12 protein-coding genes and 1 riboswitch are annotated in these 14878 nt (G+C 68.4%); of the genes, 4 read left to right on the top strand and 8 right to left on the bottom strand.

What is annotated here, in order from left to right:
• Positions 1 to 114 precede the first annotated feature (114 nt).
• Together OG734_RS14350 and def are read left to right on the top strand one after the other, a co-directional pair.
• The gene (locus OG734_RS14350) at positions 115 to 1095 is read left to right on the top strand and encodes a tetratricopeptide repeat protein (RefSeq protein ID WP_330287885.1); all 981 of its coding nucleotides are present in this window, start codon (positions 115 to 117) and stop codon (positions 1093 to 1095) included.
• 168 nt (positions 1096 to 1263) lie between these two features.
• A complete protein-coding gene (gene def, locus OG734_RS14345; RefSeq protein ID WP_189146994.1) occupies positions 1264 to 1914 on the top strand; it encodes a peptide deformylase in 651 nt (216 codons plus the stop codon).
• Positions 1915 to 2168: 254 nt separating this feature from the next.
• On the opposite strand, the gene OG734_RS14340 is transcribed toward def, so the two are convergent.
• Positions 2169 to 3131 (bottom strand): GlxA family transcriptional regulator, encoded by a 963-nt coding sequence (locus OG734_RS14340; RefSeq protein ID WP_330287884.1) that lies wholly within the window; start codon positions 3129 to 3131, stop codon positions 2169 to 2171.
• Positions 3132 to 3224: 93 nt separating this feature from the next.
• Between OG734_RS14340 and OG734_RS14335 the strand changes: the two genes are divergently transcribed.
• Complete coding sequence (locus OG734_RS14335; RefSeq protein WP_330287883.1) at positions 3225 to 3446, top strand: hypothetical protein; 222 nt, start codon at positions 3225 to 3227, stop codon at positions 3444 to 3446.
• On the opposite strand, the gene OG734_RS14330 is transcribed toward OG734_RS14335, so the two are convergent.
• The 7 genes from OG734_RS14330 to OG734_RS14300 all read right to left on the bottom strand — a co-directional run bounded on the left by OG734_RS14330 (position 3413) and on the right by OG734_RS14300 (position 13115).
• Positions 3413 to 3916, bottom strand: a complete 504-nt coding sequence (locus tag OG734_RS14330) for a hypothetical protein (RefSeq protein ID WP_330287882.1) — start codon at positions 3914 to 3916, stop codon at positions 3413 to 3415. The two genes, OG734_RS14335 and OG734_RS14330, sit on opposite strands and share 34 nt — an antisense overlap.
• Positions 3917 to 4042: 126 nt before the next feature.
• Positions 4043 to 6112 (bottom strand): putative Ig domain-containing protein, encoded by a 2070-nt coding sequence (locus tag OG734_RS14325; RefSeq protein WP_330287881.1) that lies wholly within the window; start codon positions 6110 to 6112, stop codon positions 4043 to 4045.
• Positions 6113 to 6420: 308 nt separating this feature from the next.
• A complete protein-coding gene (locus tag OG734_RS14320; protein ID WP_330287880.1) occupies positions 6421 to 7437 on the bottom strand; it encodes a ribonucleotide-diphosphate reductase subunit beta in 1017 nt (338 codons plus the stop codon).
• Complete coding sequence (locus OG734_RS14315) at positions 7437 to 9833, bottom strand: ribonucleoside-diphosphate reductase subunit alpha (RefSeq protein WP_330287879.1); 2397 nt, start codon at positions 9831 to 9833, stop codon at positions 7437 to 7439. Before OG734_RS14315 ends, OG734_RS14320 begins: the two co-directional genes overlap by 1 nt.
• Positions 9834 to 9959: 126 nt before the next feature.
• Positions 9960 to 10099: riboswitch (cobalamin riboswitch) on the bottom strand.
• A 219-nt stretch (positions 10100 to 10318) separates the two neighbouring features.
• Positions 10319 to 11929, bottom strand: coding sequence for a monocarboxylate uptake permease MctP (mctP, locus tag OG734_RS14310; protein WP_330287878.1), 1611 nt, complete (start codon positions 11927 to 11929; stop codon positions 10319 to 10321).
• On the bottom strand, positions 11926 to 12210 hold the full coding sequence (locus OG734_RS14305) for a DUF3311 domain-containing protein (protein ID WP_330287877.1): 285 nt from the start codon (positions 12208 to 12210) through the stop codon (positions 11926 to 11928). Before OG734_RS14305 ends, mctP begins: the two co-directional genes overlap by 4 nt.
• A 140-nt stretch (positions 12211 to 12350) precedes the next feature.
• Positions 12351 to 13115, bottom strand: a complete 765-nt coding sequence (locus OG734_RS14300) for a GntR family transcriptional regulator (RefSeq protein ID WP_330287876.1) — start codon at positions 13113 to 13115, stop codon at positions 12351 to 12353.
• A 400-nt stretch (positions 13116 to 13515) separates the two neighbouring features.
• Here OG734_RS14300 and OG734_RS14295 point away from each other — a divergent pair, with 400 nt between their 5' ends.
• Positions 13516 to 14799, top strand: a complete 1284-nt coding sequence (locus tag OG734_RS14295; RefSeq protein WP_330287875.1) for an extracellular solute-binding protein — start codon at positions 13516 to 13518, stop codon at positions 14797 to 14799.
• Positions 14800 to 14878 lie beyond the last annotated feature (79 nt).

Here is a 14878-nt window from a genome sequence, read left to right as displayed (position 1 = left end):
GTTGGGTAACCCATGGGTAATGAGCGCCCCTCCAGCGGTCCGTGGTTGGATGCGAGGGAGAGGCTGTACGGGGGCAGAAGCCGGCCCACTCCACGGCACTGGCAGGCGGGAATCGTGAGGATCTTCGGCAAGGGGCGGCACCGGCCCTCCGCCTCATGGCGGCAGGCCACCGACCGGGCGTTCACGCTGATCGGCGACGGGCGGTACGAGGACGCGGGCGCGTTGCTGACACGTGCCGCGGATCTTGAACCCTGGCTGTCCGAGTCCTGGTTCAACCTGGCCCTGCTGCACAAGTTCCGGCACGACTGGGAGCAGGCCCGGGCGGCCGGTCTCCGCGCCGTCGCGCTGCTCGACCGGGAGACCGGGGCCCCCGATTGGTGGAACGTGGGCATCGCGGCCACCGCCCTCCAGGACTGGCCGCTGGCCAGGCGGGCCTGGCAGGCGTACGGGCTGCGGGTGCCCGGGGGCGCGACGGCCGCCGGTGAGCCCGTCGGGATGGACCTGGGCAGCGCGGCCGTACGGCTGTCGCCGGAGGGGGAGGCCGAGGTCGTGTGGGGGCGGCGGCTCGACCCCGCCCGTATCGAGGTGCTGTCGATCCCGCTGCCGTCCTCCGGGCGGCGCTGGGGCGAGGTCGTGCTGCACGACGGGGTGCCTCACGGAGAGCGGACCACCGCGGCCGGGCACTCCTACCCCGTCTTCGACGAGATCGAGCTGTGGGCGCCCTCGCCGGTCCCCACCTGGGTGGTCCTCCTGGAGGCCGCCGCCGAGGACGACCGGGACGCTTTGGAGCGGCTGGCGTCCGACGCGGGTTTCGCCGCGGAGGACTGGTCGTCGTCGGTGCGGTTGCTGTGCCGTATGTGTTCGGAGTCCCGGATGCCGTCCGACGAGGGTGACGGGGAGCATCTTGATCCGCACGATCACAGTGAGCCGGGGCATCCTGGGCCGCTGGGGCATCGTACGGACGGGCAGTTCTGGGCGCCGGAGCGGGAGTGTGGCATCGCTGCCCCGGCGTCGCTGGTCAGGGGGTTGCTGGACGGGTGGGTTGCCGACAGTCCGGAGACTCGGGCTTGGCGGGATCTCGAAGAGGTGTGTTAGGTCTCGTCTCGTGCCGGCTGCGGGTCCGTTGTGGCTGGTCGCGCCCACGCGGCGGAGCCGCACATCGGAACAGCCCCGCGCCCCTGTAGGGGCGGCCCCTATGGGGCGCTGCCCGTACCCTGTATCAGCAACTCTCCCCCCGAATGTTTGAGGAAGGCATCGTCGGTCATGGCGCAGCAGGACACCGATCAGCAGCACGTGGGCGTGCTTCCCGTGGACGACGAGGGCTTCGTCATCGACACCGAGGACGGCGAGGAGCGGGAGGCCGCCTGGCGTGAGCGCGGGACCTCGCGGCCCATCACGGTCGTCGGAAACCCGGTGCTGCACAAGGAGTGCCAGGACGTCACCGAGTTCGGCGCGGAGCTGGATCAGCTGGTCGCGGACATGTTCGCCAGCCAGCGCACCGCCGAGGGCGTGGGCCTGGCCGCCAACCAGGTCGGCGTCGACCTGAAGGTCTTCATCTACGACTGCCCCGACGACGAGGGTGCCCGGCACACCGGTGTGATCTGCAACCCGAAGCTGGTCGAGCTGCCCGCCGACCGGCGCCGGCTGGACGACAGCAACGAGGGCTGTCTCTCGGTGCCGACCGCGTACGCGCCGCTCGCCCGGCCCGACTATGCCGAGGTGACCGGGCAGGACGAGAAGGGCAACCCGATCAAGGTGCGCGGCACCGGCTACTTCGCACGCTGTTTGCAGCACGAGACCGATCACCTGTACGGCTACCTGTACATCGACCGGCTCTCCAAGCGCGAGCGCAAGGACGCGCTGCGGCAGATGGCCGAGAACGAGCCCCGGTACCCCGTCGTCGCGAACGACTGAGCACTTCTGAGGCACACGCACACGAACGGCCCCTGACCAGGGGCCGTTCGTGTGTCTGTCGTAGCGCTTCTGGTGATTCGGAATCAGTCAGACATGAGGCGAATCCTGGCAGCTTGGGGTAGTGAAGGAAGCAAATCCCTTCCCAGAACGGTCAGTTGTGGTGCTCGAGGCGGCGTTTCTCACGGCCGAGGTGGCCAGGAAGTGGCGCTTCGAACGGGTGCCCGGATCGCGCGACGCGGTCCGCGTGGGCATTCTCAGGCGGCCTCCGGGCCCTTGAACGTACGCCGGTACGCCTGCGGGGTGGTCCCCAGCGACCGTACGAACTGGTGGCGCAGCGCCGCCGCGTTGCCGAACCCGGTGCGCCAGGCGATCGCGTCCATCGTCTCGTCCGTCGCCTCCAGCAACTGCTGTGCCAGCAGCACGCGTTGCCGCAGAATCCAGCGGTAGGGCGTGGTGCCGGTCTCCTGCTGGAAGCGGCGGGCGAAGGTGCGGGGCGACATATGGGCGCGCTCGGCGAGCTGCTCGACGGTCACCTCCTCGTCGAGATGGCGCTCCATCCACACCAGCACCTCCCCGACGGTGTCGCACCGCGACCGGGGCAGGGGCCGCTCGATGTACTGGGCCTGCCCGCCGTCCCGGTGCGGCGGTACGACCATCCGGCGGGCGATGGCGTTGGCGACCTCGGGCCCGTGCTCCTCCCGTACGAGGTGCAGACAGGCGTCGATCCCGGCGGCCGTACCGGCGGAGGTGATCACCGGCCCCGCGTCGACGTACAGCACGTCCGGCTCGACCTGGATCCGCGGATAGCGCCTGGCCAGCTCCTCGGCGTGCCGCCAGTGGACCGTGCACCGCCGGCCGTCCAGCAGTCCCGCGGCGGCGAGCACGAAGACCCCGGAGCAGACGCTGAGCACCCTGGCCCCGCGCTCCACGGCCCGCCGCAGCGCGTCAAGCAGCTCCGGCGGATACTCCCGGTTCGCATAGGTCTGCCCGGCAGGTACGGCGATCAGGTCGGCGCTCTCCAGCCGCTCCAGCCCGTGTTCCGTAGCGACGGAGAAGCCCGCGTGGGTGCTCAGTGTCGGACCCTCGGCCGAGGCGACCGCGAAGTCGTACACCGGCAGGCCCTCGTCGCTGCGGTCGAGGCCGAAGACCTCGCAGACGACCCCGAGTTCGAAGGGATGCACTCCGTTGAGCAGGACGACGGCCACGTTTTCGAGCATGCTGCCAGTGTGCCTCGACAGTGGCAGGAAATCGAGGGTGTACGGCAGTCCTGCCACTGACGGTCAGGAGCATCCGGCGCGAGACTGATGTCCATGAACACAGCAACGGACAACATCGTCGGAATCCTCGCCGTCGTCGCGATCTTCATCGCCCTCGCTCTCCCGTCCCTGATCGGCCTGGCCCGCGACCGGCGCATCGACCGCCAGCTACGCGAGGCCCAGCGGACTCGCCGGGAGGCCGAGCGAATCGGCCCCACGGCGTTCCCCGCACGGCGGCAGCGCTACTTCACCACCACGGTGACCCGCCACTCCTGAATCCCCCGGCATGAGACCTGGCCGGTCCGGGCGGCGCACAGTGGCCGCGTGGACTCCAGCCGGATTCTGCCTGTCGATACGGCCTTGAAGGCGGCGCTCGCGTCGCCGGGTAGCAGGACGAGCCCGCTGTTGGTGGCCGCCAGGCCGAGACCGCTCACGGTGACCGGTTTCCAGGGCCGCTCGGAGGTCCCGTCCAGGCTGACACGGACCGTGTCGCCCACCGCCAGGCACAACGTACGGCCGCTGTCGCGGGCGCCGAGCGTCGTCACTGCCGTACAGCCCGCGGAACTCGGCGTCGGGCTCGTCGGGTTCGTGGTGGGGGTGGGGGCGAGGGAGAGAGAGGGAGCGGACGACACGCTGTTGCCGCCGTCCTTGCCGCTGTCGGTCCGGTCGGCGCAGCCTGCGACGGTGAGTGCGAGTGTGAGTGCCACGAGGGCGAGGGTCGTGCGGCGGCGGATCGTTCGGCGCATAGGGGGCCTCCTCTTCTCTTCGACGTGTCACCCGCACGTCCGGATCCCACACCTGGTCCCACAGCTGATCCCACACCGGAGCCCCGGCCGCGAAGGCGGCGACCGGGGCCCGGGGCGGAGCGGTGGTCAGCTGGTCGTGACGGCGGTGTCGTCGAGGACGAAGCTGGTCTGGAGCGAGGAGTCCTCGACACCGCTGAACTTCAGGGTGACGGTGGAGCCGGCGTACGAGGACAGGTCGAAGGACTTCTGGGCGTAGCCCGAAGCGGCGTTGACGTTCGAGTACGTCGCCAGGGTGGTCGATCCGGCGGTGACCGTCAGCTTGTCGTAGGCGGTGCTCGTGGAGGTCTCCTTGGTGTCGACGTGCAGGTAGAAGGTGAAGGTGGCCTTGCAGCCGCTGGGCACGGTCACCGACTGGGACAGCGTGTCGGTGTGCGCGGAGCCGTAGCCGTCCAGCCAGGCGTAGTACGAGCCGGCGTGCGCCGCCTCGCTGGTGGAGTTGCTGATGACGCTGGTGGACGCGGTCCAGGTGGTGTTGCCCGACTCGAAGCCGGGGTTGCCGAGCAGCTGGGACGAGGTGCAGGTGCTGCTGCTCGACCCGACGGTCCAGCTGAAGGAGGCGGAGCCGGAGGCGCCGGTGCTGTCTTTCGCGGTCACGGTGACCTGGTACGTGCCCGCGGTGGACGCCGTACCGGAGATCAGGCCGGTCGAGCCGCTGATCGACAGCCCGGTCGGCAGACCGCTCGCACTGTAGGTGAGGGTCGCCGCCGCACTGTCGGTCGCACTGATCTGCAGGCTGACCGCGCTGCCGGTGGTGGTCGACCGGCTGCCCGGGTTGGTGACGGTCACCGTGTTGCCCGTGGTGGTGCCCGAGGCGAAGGCGGTGGTGCCGTTGGGGGTGCCCCAGCCGGTGGGACCGTCGTAGCCGGTGGCCGCGGTGCAGAAGTACGAGGTGGAGCAGGAGCCGTTGTTGCCGCTGGTGACGTCGTACAGGTTGCTCGTGTGGCTGTAGGGGTACTTCGCCGGGTAGTCACTGGAACCCGGGGTACCGGCCAGCGCGTACACGCCCGCGATGATCGGTGCCGAGGCGCTCGTGCCACCGTAGACGGCCCAGCCGGACCCGCCATAGGTGTCGTAGACGGCCACACCGGTGGCAGGGTCGGCGACTGCGGAGACGTCCGACTCCATGCGCTTGGTGCACCCGGTGTCGGTCTGCCAGGTCGGCTTGGCGTCGTACGCCGAGCAGCCGGACCCGGTCCCCTCCGTGCTGCTGGTCTTCCACACGGACTCGGTCCAGCCGCGGGAGTTGGAGGACGTGGAGAGGGCGGTGCCGCCAACGGCGGTCACGTACTGGGAGGTTGCCGGGTACTCGGCGCCGTACGCGCTGTCACCCGCGCTGACCGTGATCGCGACACCGGGGTGCTTGAAGTACGAGGTGTCCTCGGTCGTCTGGGAGGACGCCTCGTCGCCGCCCCAGCTGTTGGACACGAACTTCGCGCCGAGCGCAACGGCCTCGTTCTCGGCGGTGCCGAGGTCGGAGTCGGTGGCGGAGCTGGCCTCGACGAGGATGATGCTGCAGTTGGGGCAGACGGCGCTGACCATGTCGAGGTCGAGTGCCTCTTCACCGGCCCAGCCGGTGTCGTTGGTCGGCAGCGAGGTCGTCGAACCGGTCTGGCTGACCTGCTTGAAGCAGCCGCTGGCCTTGGTGCAGGCGGACAGGCCGTACTGCGAACGGTAAGTGGCCAGGTCCGACTCGGCGTTGGGGTCGTTGTACGCGTCGACCACGGCGACTGTCAGGCCGGATCCGCCCGTTGACGGGAGGTTGTAGGCGCTGTGCAGATTGGCCGGGCTGAGCCCGGACGGCGCGGCGGCAGCGGCTGCTGCGGCCAGCCGCTGCTTGATGTCGGTCCGGCGCTGGGCGAAACAGGACACGTGACCGGGCTCTGCGGTGGCGCAAAGGTGCGTGGTCGGCACCTTCTGGCCGGCCTTGCCGGTCGAGTGGAACGTCTGCCGGTCCGGGGAGGTGAGGGCCTTGGAGTTCTGAGTGACACGGGAGGTGCTCGCGGCTGCGTGCGCTGCGGGTGCCGCGTGCGCCGGCGCCGCGACGAGTCCGGTGAGGCTGAGGGCGAGGGCGGGTGTGGCCGCGACCAGGAGTCTTCGCAGGCTCCGTCTGGGCTTACCGGTGGGTGTCTTACGCATGGGGGTACTGCCTCCGTCGTGGGAGTGGGGTTCTCGACGCTGGTGGCAGGCCTGTGACGCGCGTAGCGGCGGCAGAGCGCGTTATCGTCAGGGGCATGACACTTGGATGTTCCGTGATGCCGTTGTGCGCATGACAGGATGGCCAGAAAGTAGCCGGGGTCGACAAGGCCGGAACAGATGCGTCGGAAGAACTTTGCCGCTCCATAGGAGGTCCATGGACGGCCGATGGACGGTCCATGGACGAGGCCTCGCGCTTCATGGGGCCGGGCTTACCCTTCGGTAAGCCCGATCCCATCAGTGACGTGGCGTCAGAAATCCTCGTCGAGGTCGACCGTGCCCTCCACAGCCACCTGGTACGCCGAAGGGCGGCGCTCGAAGAAGTTGGTCAGCTCCTGGACCCCTTGCAGCTCCATGAAGGAGAAGGGGTTCTCGGAGCCGTACACCGGGGCGAAGCCCAGGCGGGCCAGGCGCTGGTCGGCGACGCACTCCAGGTACTGCCGCATCGACTCGGTGTTCATGCCCGGCAGGCCCTCACCGCACAGGTCCCGGCCGAACTGGAGTTCCGCCTCGACCGCCTCCCGCATCATGTCGGTCACCTGCTGCTGAAGCTGCTCGTCGAAAAGCTCCGGCTCCTCCTTGCGGACGGTGTCGACCACCTCGAACGCGAAGCTCATGTGCATGGTCTCGTCCCGGAAGACCCAGTTCGTGCCGGTGGCCAGGCCGTGCAGGAGACCCCGGCTGCGGAACCAGTAGACGTAGGCGAAAGCACCGTAGAAGAACAGTCCCTCGATGCACGCGGCGAAGCAGATGAGATTGAGGAGGAAACGGCGGCGGTCGGCCTGGGTCTCCAGCCGGTCGAGCTTCTCGACCTCGTTGATCCACCGGAAGCAGAACTCGGCCTTCTCGCGGATCGACGGGATGTTCTCCACCGCGTCGAACGCCGCGGCCCTGTCCGCCGGGTCCGGGAGGTAGGTGTCCAGCAGAGTCAGGTAGAACTGGACGTGCACGGCCTCCTCGAACAGCTGTCGGCTCAAGTACAGCCGCGCCTCCGGGGAATTGATGTGCTTGTAGAGCGTGAGCACCAGGTTGTTCGAGACGATCGAGTCGCCCGTCGCGAAGAACGCGACCAGCCGGCCGATCATGTGCTGCTCACCCTCGGACAGCTTCGCCAGGTCGGCGACGTCCGAGTGGAGGTCGACCTCCTCGACGGTCCAGGTGTTCTTGATGGCGTCCCGGTAGCGCTCGTAGAAGTCCGGGTAGCGCATGGGGCGGAGAGTCAGTTCGAAACCCGGGTCGAGCAGGTTCTTCTCAGCGGCGGTGGTCATCACTGGCAGGCCTCGCAGGACTCGGGGTTTTCCAGGGAGCAGGCGACGGCGTCGGGGTCGGCGGCCTGCTGGACGGGGATGGTCTTCTCGGGCTGAGCCTGCGCCTGTGCGGCGCGGGCGATACGGGTCGCCGGGCGTGAGCGCAGGTAGTACGTCGTCTTCAGGCCCGACTTCCAGGCGTACGCGTACATCGAGGAGAGCTTGCCGATGGTCGGCGTCTCCAGGAACAGGTTCAGGGACTGCGCCTGGTCCAGGAACGGGGTCCGGGCGGCGGCCATGTCGATGAGCCCGCGCTGCGGGATCTCCCACGCCGTGCGGTACAGGGCGCGTACGTCGGCGGGGATCCAGGCGAAGTCCTGCACCGAGCCGTTCGACTCGCGCAGCGCCTCACGGGTGCGGGCGTCCCACACGCCGAGGTCCTTGAGCTCCCGCACCAGATACGAGTTGACCTGGAGGAACTCGCCGGACAGCGTCTCGCGCTTGAACAGGTTGGAGACCTGCGGCTCGATGCACTCGTACACGCCGGCGATGGAGGCGATGGTGGCGGTGGGCGCGATCGCCAGGAGCAGGGAGTTGCGCATCCCGGTCGTGGCGATACGTTCCCGCAGCGCCGACCAGCGCTCGGGCCAGTTCAGCTCGACGTCGTAGTGGTCGGGGTGGAGCACGCCGCGGGCCGTACGGGTCTTCTCCCAGGCCGGCAGCGGGCCGTTGCGCTCGGCGAGGTCGGCGGAGGCCTCGTACGCGGCCAGCATGACGCGCTCGGCGATGCGCGTGGAGAGGGCCTTGGCCTCGGGCGAGTCGAAGGGGACGCGCAGTTTGAAGAAGACGTCCTGGAGGCCCATCGCGCCCAGACCGACCGGGCGCCAGCGGGAGTTGGAGCGGCCCGCCTGCTCGGTCGGGTAGAAGTTGATGTCGACGACCCGGTCGAGGAAGGTGACGGCGGTGCGGACCGTCTCGTCCAGCCGCTCCCAGTCGATGTCCCCGTCGACCACGAACGCGCCGAGGTTCACCGAACCCAGGTTGCAGACCGCGGTCTCCCCGTCGTCCGTGACCTCCAGGATCTCGGTGCACAGGTTCGAGGAGTGGACGACACTGCCCGGCTCGGCCGTCTGGTTGGCGGTGCGGTTGGCGGCGTCCTTGAAGGTCATCCAGCCTTGGCCGGTCTGCGCGAGCGTACGCATCATGCGGCCGTACAGATCACGGGCCGGGATGGTCTTGCGGGCGAGCCCGGCCTCCTCCGCCTTGCGGTAGGCGGCGTCGAACTCGGCGCCCCACAGATCGACCAGTTCGGGCACGTCGGAGGGGGAGAAGAGCGACCAGAGCGCGTCCGTGTTCACCCGGCGCATGAACTCGTCCGGGATCCAGTGCGCGAGGTTCAGATTGTGCGTACGGCGGGCGTCCTCACCCGTGTTGTCGCGCAGCTCCAGGAACTCCTCGATGTCGGAGTGCCAGGTCTCCAGGTACACCGCGGCCGCGCCCTTGCGCCGGCCGCCCTGGTTCACGGCGGCGACGGAGGCGTCCAGCGTCTTCAGGAACGGCACGATGCCGTTGGAGTGCCCGTTGGTGCCGCGGATCAGCGAACCGCGGCTGCGGATCCGGGAGTACGACAGCCCGATGCCGCCGGCGTGCTTGGAGAGGCGGGCGACCTGGTGGTAGCGGTCGTAGATGGAGTCCAGCTCGTCGACGGGCGAGTCGAGGAGGTAGCAGGACGACATCTGGGGGTGCCGGGTACCGGAGTTGAAGAGGGTGGGGGAGGAGGGGAGGTAGTCGAGGCGGCTCATCAGCCGGTAGAGCGCGGCGACTTCGTCGAGTGCGTGGACACCCGTCTTTGAATCAAGCACAGTGTCGTCGGCGAGACCGCTCGCGACGCGCAGCATGAAGTGCTGGGGCGTCTCGATGACCCGGCGCGTGATCGGGTGACGCAGGAGGTACCGGCTGTGGAGGGTGCGCAGCCCGAAGTACCCGAAGCGGTCGTCGCCCTCGAGGTCGATCAGGGCGTTCAGGCGGTCCGTGTGCAGCCGTACGAACTCGGCGGTGCGGTCGGCGATCAGGCCCTCCCGATGCCCGACCGCGACCGACTCGGAGAAGGATGTGACGCCCTGTGAGGCGGCCTCCGCGGCGATGGTGACGGTCAGCAGCCGGGCGGCCAGCCGGGAGTAGGCGGGGTCCTCGGAGATGAGGCCTGCCGACGCCTCGGTGGCCAGCTCGCGCAGCTCCGACATGTCGGCCCGCGCGGACCGGCCGCGCAACGCGGCTGCGGCGACCCGGCCGGGGTCGGTGTCGGGGAGGTCGGCGGTCAGCTCGGTCAGGGTCCGAAGCAGCGCGGTACCGGGACCGTCCGTCTCGCCTCTGGCCACTGGGGTCGCTGAAGCCGGTTCGGCTGGCGCGATGGTCACGTGGGGGCTCTCCCTCGCTCGGCACGGGGCCTTGCGGAGGGCAGCGGGGCACACGGACGCCTTACGGGTACGCGCGCGTCCACCGGCCCACTCCGCGAGGCCCGGACGTCAGGCACCCGGACCGGTCGGCCGGGCGCACTGTCGACAGGTCCTCGGACTGGACACGCGCACAGTCGTGCGGAGGCACGAATGGGCATGTGTACACCGTTGCGGGACAGTTCCGGATTCGCACCGGATTCCCCTGCGGCGACAGCGAGCATGAGCATACATCTTGTGCTGGGCCCTGGAAGCACCCCCACATGTTGTGTCGTATCGGTGAGTTGAGTGGATTGGAGGGGTACGACTACGGGCCGCCGGAGAAATCCGGCGGCCCGTAGTGGCGCCCCTTGAGCGGCGCGGGGCTGTATCGATATGCGGCTCCGCCGCGCGGGCGCGACAGGTCCCCACCGGCCCGCGGCGAACGAACCGCGTATCCGGCGGAGCCCTCAGTGTGCGGAGCCCGCTGTGGCCGGCGGCAGCTCCACTGCCACGCCCGGCTCGCCCGCGTCCGCCGTGTAGTCCGACGGCTTCGTCTCGTCCACGCCGTCCGGGGCCTTCAGCGCCTTCAGTGCGAAGGTGAGGACCACCGTGACGACGAGGTTCAGCACGAACGCCGTCAGGCCGATGTAGCCGATCTCGCCGATCCCCGGGATCTCCTTCGCGCTGCCACCGAAGTGCTTCTGCGTCGGAGACGCGACCCCGTACGCCGCCAGCGTGCCGTACAGCATGCCGACCGCCCAGCCGGCCAACAGGGCCCAGCGATGGAACCAGCGGGTGAACAGGCCGCCGACGAGCGACGGGAAGGTCTGCAGGATCCAGATGCCGCCCAGCAGCTGGAAGTTGATCGCGACCGTCTTGTCCATGGTCAGGACGAAGACCAGCGCGCCCACCTTCACCAGGAGCGAGACCAGCTTGGAGACCTTGGTCTCCTGCGCCGGTGTCGCGTCGGGCTTGAGGAAGTCCTTGTAGATGTTGCGGGTGAAGAGGTTCGCCGCCGCGATGGACATTATGGCCGCCGGGACGAGGGCTCCGATGCCGATCGCCGCGAAGGCCACGCCCGCGAACCAGGACGGGAACATGTCCTCGAAGAGCTGCGGGATCGCCAACTGGGGGTTGGTGACCTTGACTCCGGCCGCGATCGCCATGAAGCCCAGCAGGGCGAGCAGCCCGAGCATCAGGGAGTACAGCGGCAGGATCGTGGTGTTGCGGCGGATCACCTCACGGCTTCTGGAGGACAGCGTCGCCGTGATCGAGTGCGGGTACATGAACAGCGCGAGCGCGGAACCCAGCGCCAGCGTGGCGTAGGTCCACTGGCCGGCCTCGGCCGGGACCAGCGCGCCCGCCTTGGCGGCGGTGTACTTCTCGCTCGCCGCGCCGAAGACCTCGTCGAACCCGCCCAGTTTGATCGGGATGTAGATGATCGCCACCGCGATGACGATGTAGATCAGCGTGTCCTTCACGAACGCGATCAGGGCGGGGGCCCGCAGGCCGGAGGAGTACGTGTAGGCCGCCAGCACGCCGAACGCGATCAGCAGGGGGAGGTCCTTCACGAACCAGTTCGTGTTCTCACCGCCGCCGACGCCCATCACGTCGAGAACCGCCTGGATACCGACCAGTTGGAGCGCGATGTACGGCATGGTCGCGAGGATGCCGGTGACCGCCACCGCCAGAGACAGGCCCTTGGAGCCGAAGCGGCCGCGTACGAAGTCCGAGGTCGTGACGTATCCGTGCTTGTGGGAGACCGACCACAGGCGGGGCAGGAACGTGAAGATCAGGGGGTACACCAGGATCGTGTACGGCACCGCGAAGAAGCCCGCCGCGCCCGCCGCGTAGATCGCCGCCGGTACGGCCACGAAGGTGTACGCCGTGTAGAGGTCGCCGCCGAGCAGGAACCAGGTGACCCAGGTGCCGAACGACCGGCCGCCCAGGCCCCATTCGTCGAGGCTGTGCTCGTTCTCGGCCTTGCGCCAGCGCGTGGCCATGAAGCCGATGACCGTGACGGCCAGGAAGAAGATGATGAAGACGGCGAGTGCCACGCCGTTCACGCCGTCGTTCACGCGGACGCACCCCCGTCCTTGGGAGCGGCCTTGCGGGCGCGCTGGTCACGCTGCCAGAGCTGGTACGCGGTCATCGTCAGCGCGGTGGAGACGACCACCCACAGCATCTGGTACCAGTAGAAGAACGGGATGCCTATGAAGGCCGGATCGGCCTTCGCGTACGAACCCACCCACAGCATCGCGACGAAGGGTGCGAAGAGGCAGAGCCCGATGACTATGCGCATCGGAGTCACCACCGGTTGTTCTGCCACCGGTTGTCTCACTTCAGGCGCTTCTGGCATGTCAAGGCTCCGTCCCCTCACCGATTACCTGTTTATCTGTGATCGCGTGTGCAACGCGCAGGAAATCTACGGGACGGCATCGCTTTAGGGAACCGTCCCCAGGGGCTGATCGGGGGTGGATCCTGTGTGGCCGAGTGGCCCTACTCGGTGGGCCGCTTGAGCCGTGCCACGAACTTGTACCGGTCCCCCCGATAGACGGACCGCACCCACTCCACCGGCTGCCCGTCCTTGTCCAGCGAGTGCCGGGACAGCATCAGCATCGGCAGGCCCACGTCCGTGCCGAGCAGGCCGGCCTCGCGCGGGGTGGCCAGGGAGGTCTCGATGGTCTCCTCGGCCTCCGCGAGGTGGACGTCGTACACCTCGGCGAGGGCCGTGTAGAGGGACGTGTACTTCACAAGTGACCTGCGCAGGGCCGGGAAGCGCTTCGCGGAGAGGTGGGTGGTCTCTATGGCCATCGGCTCGCCGTTCGCCATCCGCAGCCGTTCGATGCGCAGGACGCGCCCGCCCGCCGTGATGTCGAGCAGCTCGGCGAGGGCGTCGTCGGCGGTGATGTAGCCGATGTCGAGGAGCTGCGAGGTGGGTTCGAGGCCCTGGGCACGCATGTCCTCGGTGTAGGAGGTGAGTTGCAGCGCCTGGGAGACCTTCGGCTTGGCGACGAAGGTGCCCTTGCCCTGGATGCGTTCGAGCCGCCCCTCGACGACCAGTTCCTGAAGGGCCTGACGGACGGTCGTGCGGGAGGTGTCGAACTCCGCTGCCAGCGTGCGCTCGGGCGGGACCGGAGTGCCGGGCGCCTGGGTCTCCGTCATATCGAGCAGATGTTTTTTCAGACGGTAGTACTTGGGTACGCGCGCGGTACGGACGGTAGCCCCACCCTCGTTCTCCGCACTGCTCACGTCGGTGCTCATGCTCCGCCTTCCCGGCTTCTGGTGCCGCTACGGCCGGCACCCCGCCGGTCCAAGTTCACATCGTGACACGGCTCACGCCGCGATTGACCTGTGAATGGTCTCGTCGGACCCCCGCGCACTCCGTGATCCCCTCTGTATACCTTCACGCCCCGCGCTGGTCTAGTCCACCGCAGGGAAAGCTGCGCCAAAGGCCGCACTCGGCGCTCCTTTGGAGTGGTCTACCTCGAACCAGATGGGTGTGCAGGGTATTTCCGCCACTTTCTTACTTAAAGGTTCCTGCATATGTAGGTCGCATAACGGCTGGTCAAAGGCGTTCCAGCACCCTTGACACGCTGTTTGGTCTGAGCCAAGCTCCGCCTACTGGTCTACACCATTGGTCCAGGTCCCTGAGGAGGGTGGCGTGAAGCGCAAGCTGATAGTCGCGATCGGTATCGCGGGCATGATGGTCTCCATCGCGGCATGCGGCGACAGCGGCAGCGGCAGCTCGGACAACTCCGGGGCCGACGCCAAGGAGCTGACCGTCTGGTTGACCGTGGACGCGCAGAACAACTGGCCCGAGCTGGTGAAGGCCGCCGACGCCACGCTGACGAAGGCGCACCCCGGCATCAAGATCAACCACGAGTACTACGGCTGGCCCGACAAGAACGCCAAGCTCGACGCCGTCCTCGCCACGGACAAGGCCCCCGACGTGGTCGAGATGGGCAACACCGAGATGCTCGGCTACATGGTCAAGGGCGCCTTCGCCCCCGTCGACCCGGCGAAGTTCGAGAACTCGGCCGCCTGGCTGGACGGCCTCAAGGCCTCCGTCACCTATGACGGCAAGACGTACGGCGTTCCGTACTACGCCGGTGGCCGCGTCGCCAACTGGCGCAAGGACGTGGCGGCTTCGGTCGGCGTCAAGTCCGCGCCGAAGACGTACGCCGAACTCACCTCCGCCCTGGACAAGATCCAGAAGAAGGAAGGCGACAAGTACAACGCCTGGTACCAGCCCACCCGCGACTGGTACGCCGCCATGTCCTTCGTGTACGACGCCGGCGGCTCGATCGCCGAGGAGTCGGGCGGCGAGTGGAAGGCGAGCCTCTCCTCGCCGGAGTCCCTGAAGGGCCTCACCGAGTTCAAGAACGTCGTCGACAAGTACATGCACGGCGACAAGACCAAGGACGAGTCCGACCGCTACATCGTCTACGGCCAGGGCAAGACGAGCATGATCTTCGCCGCCGCCTGGGAGGGCGCGACCGCCGAGACGCCGGAGAACGACAAGACCGGCAAGCTCAAGGGCAACCTGGAGAACTTCGTGATGCCCGGTCCGTCCGGCAAGAACATGCCGGTGTTCCTGGGCGGTTCGGACCTCGCCGTCCCGGTGAAGTCGAAGGCGCAGACGGTCGCCGCCGAGTGGATCAACGCCTACACCGGAGCGAGCGGCCAGAAGGGCCTGATGGCCAAGGGCAACCTGCCCAACAACAAGACCGACCTCGCCACGCTGAAGAGCGACCCGGCGACGGCGGTCCCGGCCACGGCGGCCGAGTCCAACTGGTTCGTGCCGATGGCGCCGGGCTGGGGCCAGGTCGAGAAGGCCCAGATCCTCCAGACGATGCTGCAGAGCATCGGCACCGGCAAGAAGTCGGTCGAGGCCGCCGCCAAGGAAGCGGACGCGGCGATCGACAAGGTCATCAACGTCAAGTAGCGAGCCGACGCGGGGCCCTACCACGGGGAGGGCCCCGCTCGCCCGCCAACTGAACCGACCTGGACGACCGCAACGACCG

It is taken from the genome of Streptomyces sp. NBC_00576, assembly GCF_036345175.1.
Lineage (GTDB): Bacteria > Actinomycetota > Actinomycetes > Streptomycetales > Streptomycetaceae > Streptomyces.
This window is presented reverse-complemented; position numbering and strand designations above follow the sequence as displayed.

What these genes read in the sequence shown, in the direction of transcription:
- def (WP_189146994.1), top strand. Translation starts at nt 1,264, where the DNA reads ATGGCGCAGCAGGACACCGATCAGCAGCACGTGGGCGTGCTTCCCGTG.
- OG734_RS14340 (WP_330287884.1), bottom strand. Translation starts at nt 3,131, where the DNA reads ATGCTCGAAAACGTGGCCGTCGTCCTGCTCAACGGAGTGCATCCCTTC.
- OG734_RS14335 (WP_330287883.1), top strand. Translation starts at nt 3,225, where the DNA reads ATGAACACAGCAACGGACAACATCGTCGGAATCCTCGCCGTCGTCGCG.
- OG734_RS14330 (WP_330287882.1), bottom strand. Translation starts at nt 3,916, where the DNA reads ATGCGCCGAACGATCCGCCGCCGCACGACCCTCGCCCTCGTGGCACTC.
- OG734_RS14325 (WP_330287881.1), bottom strand. Translation starts at nt 6,112, where the DNA reads ATGCGTAAGACACCCACCGGTAAGCCCAGACGGAGCCTGCGAAGACTC.
- OG734_RS14320 (WP_330287880.1), bottom strand. Translation starts at nt 7,437, where the DNA reads ATGACCACCGCCGCTGAGAAGAACCTGCTCGACCCGGGTTTCGAACTG.
- OG734_RS14305 (WP_330287877.1), bottom strand. Translation starts at nt 12,210, where the DNA reads ATGCCAGAAGCGCCTGAAGTGAGACAACCGGTGGCAGAACAACCGGTG.
- OG734_RS14300 (WP_330287876.1), bottom strand. Translation starts at nt 13,115, where the DNA reads ATGAGCACCGACGTGAGCAGTGCGGAGAACGAGGGTGGGGCTACCGTC.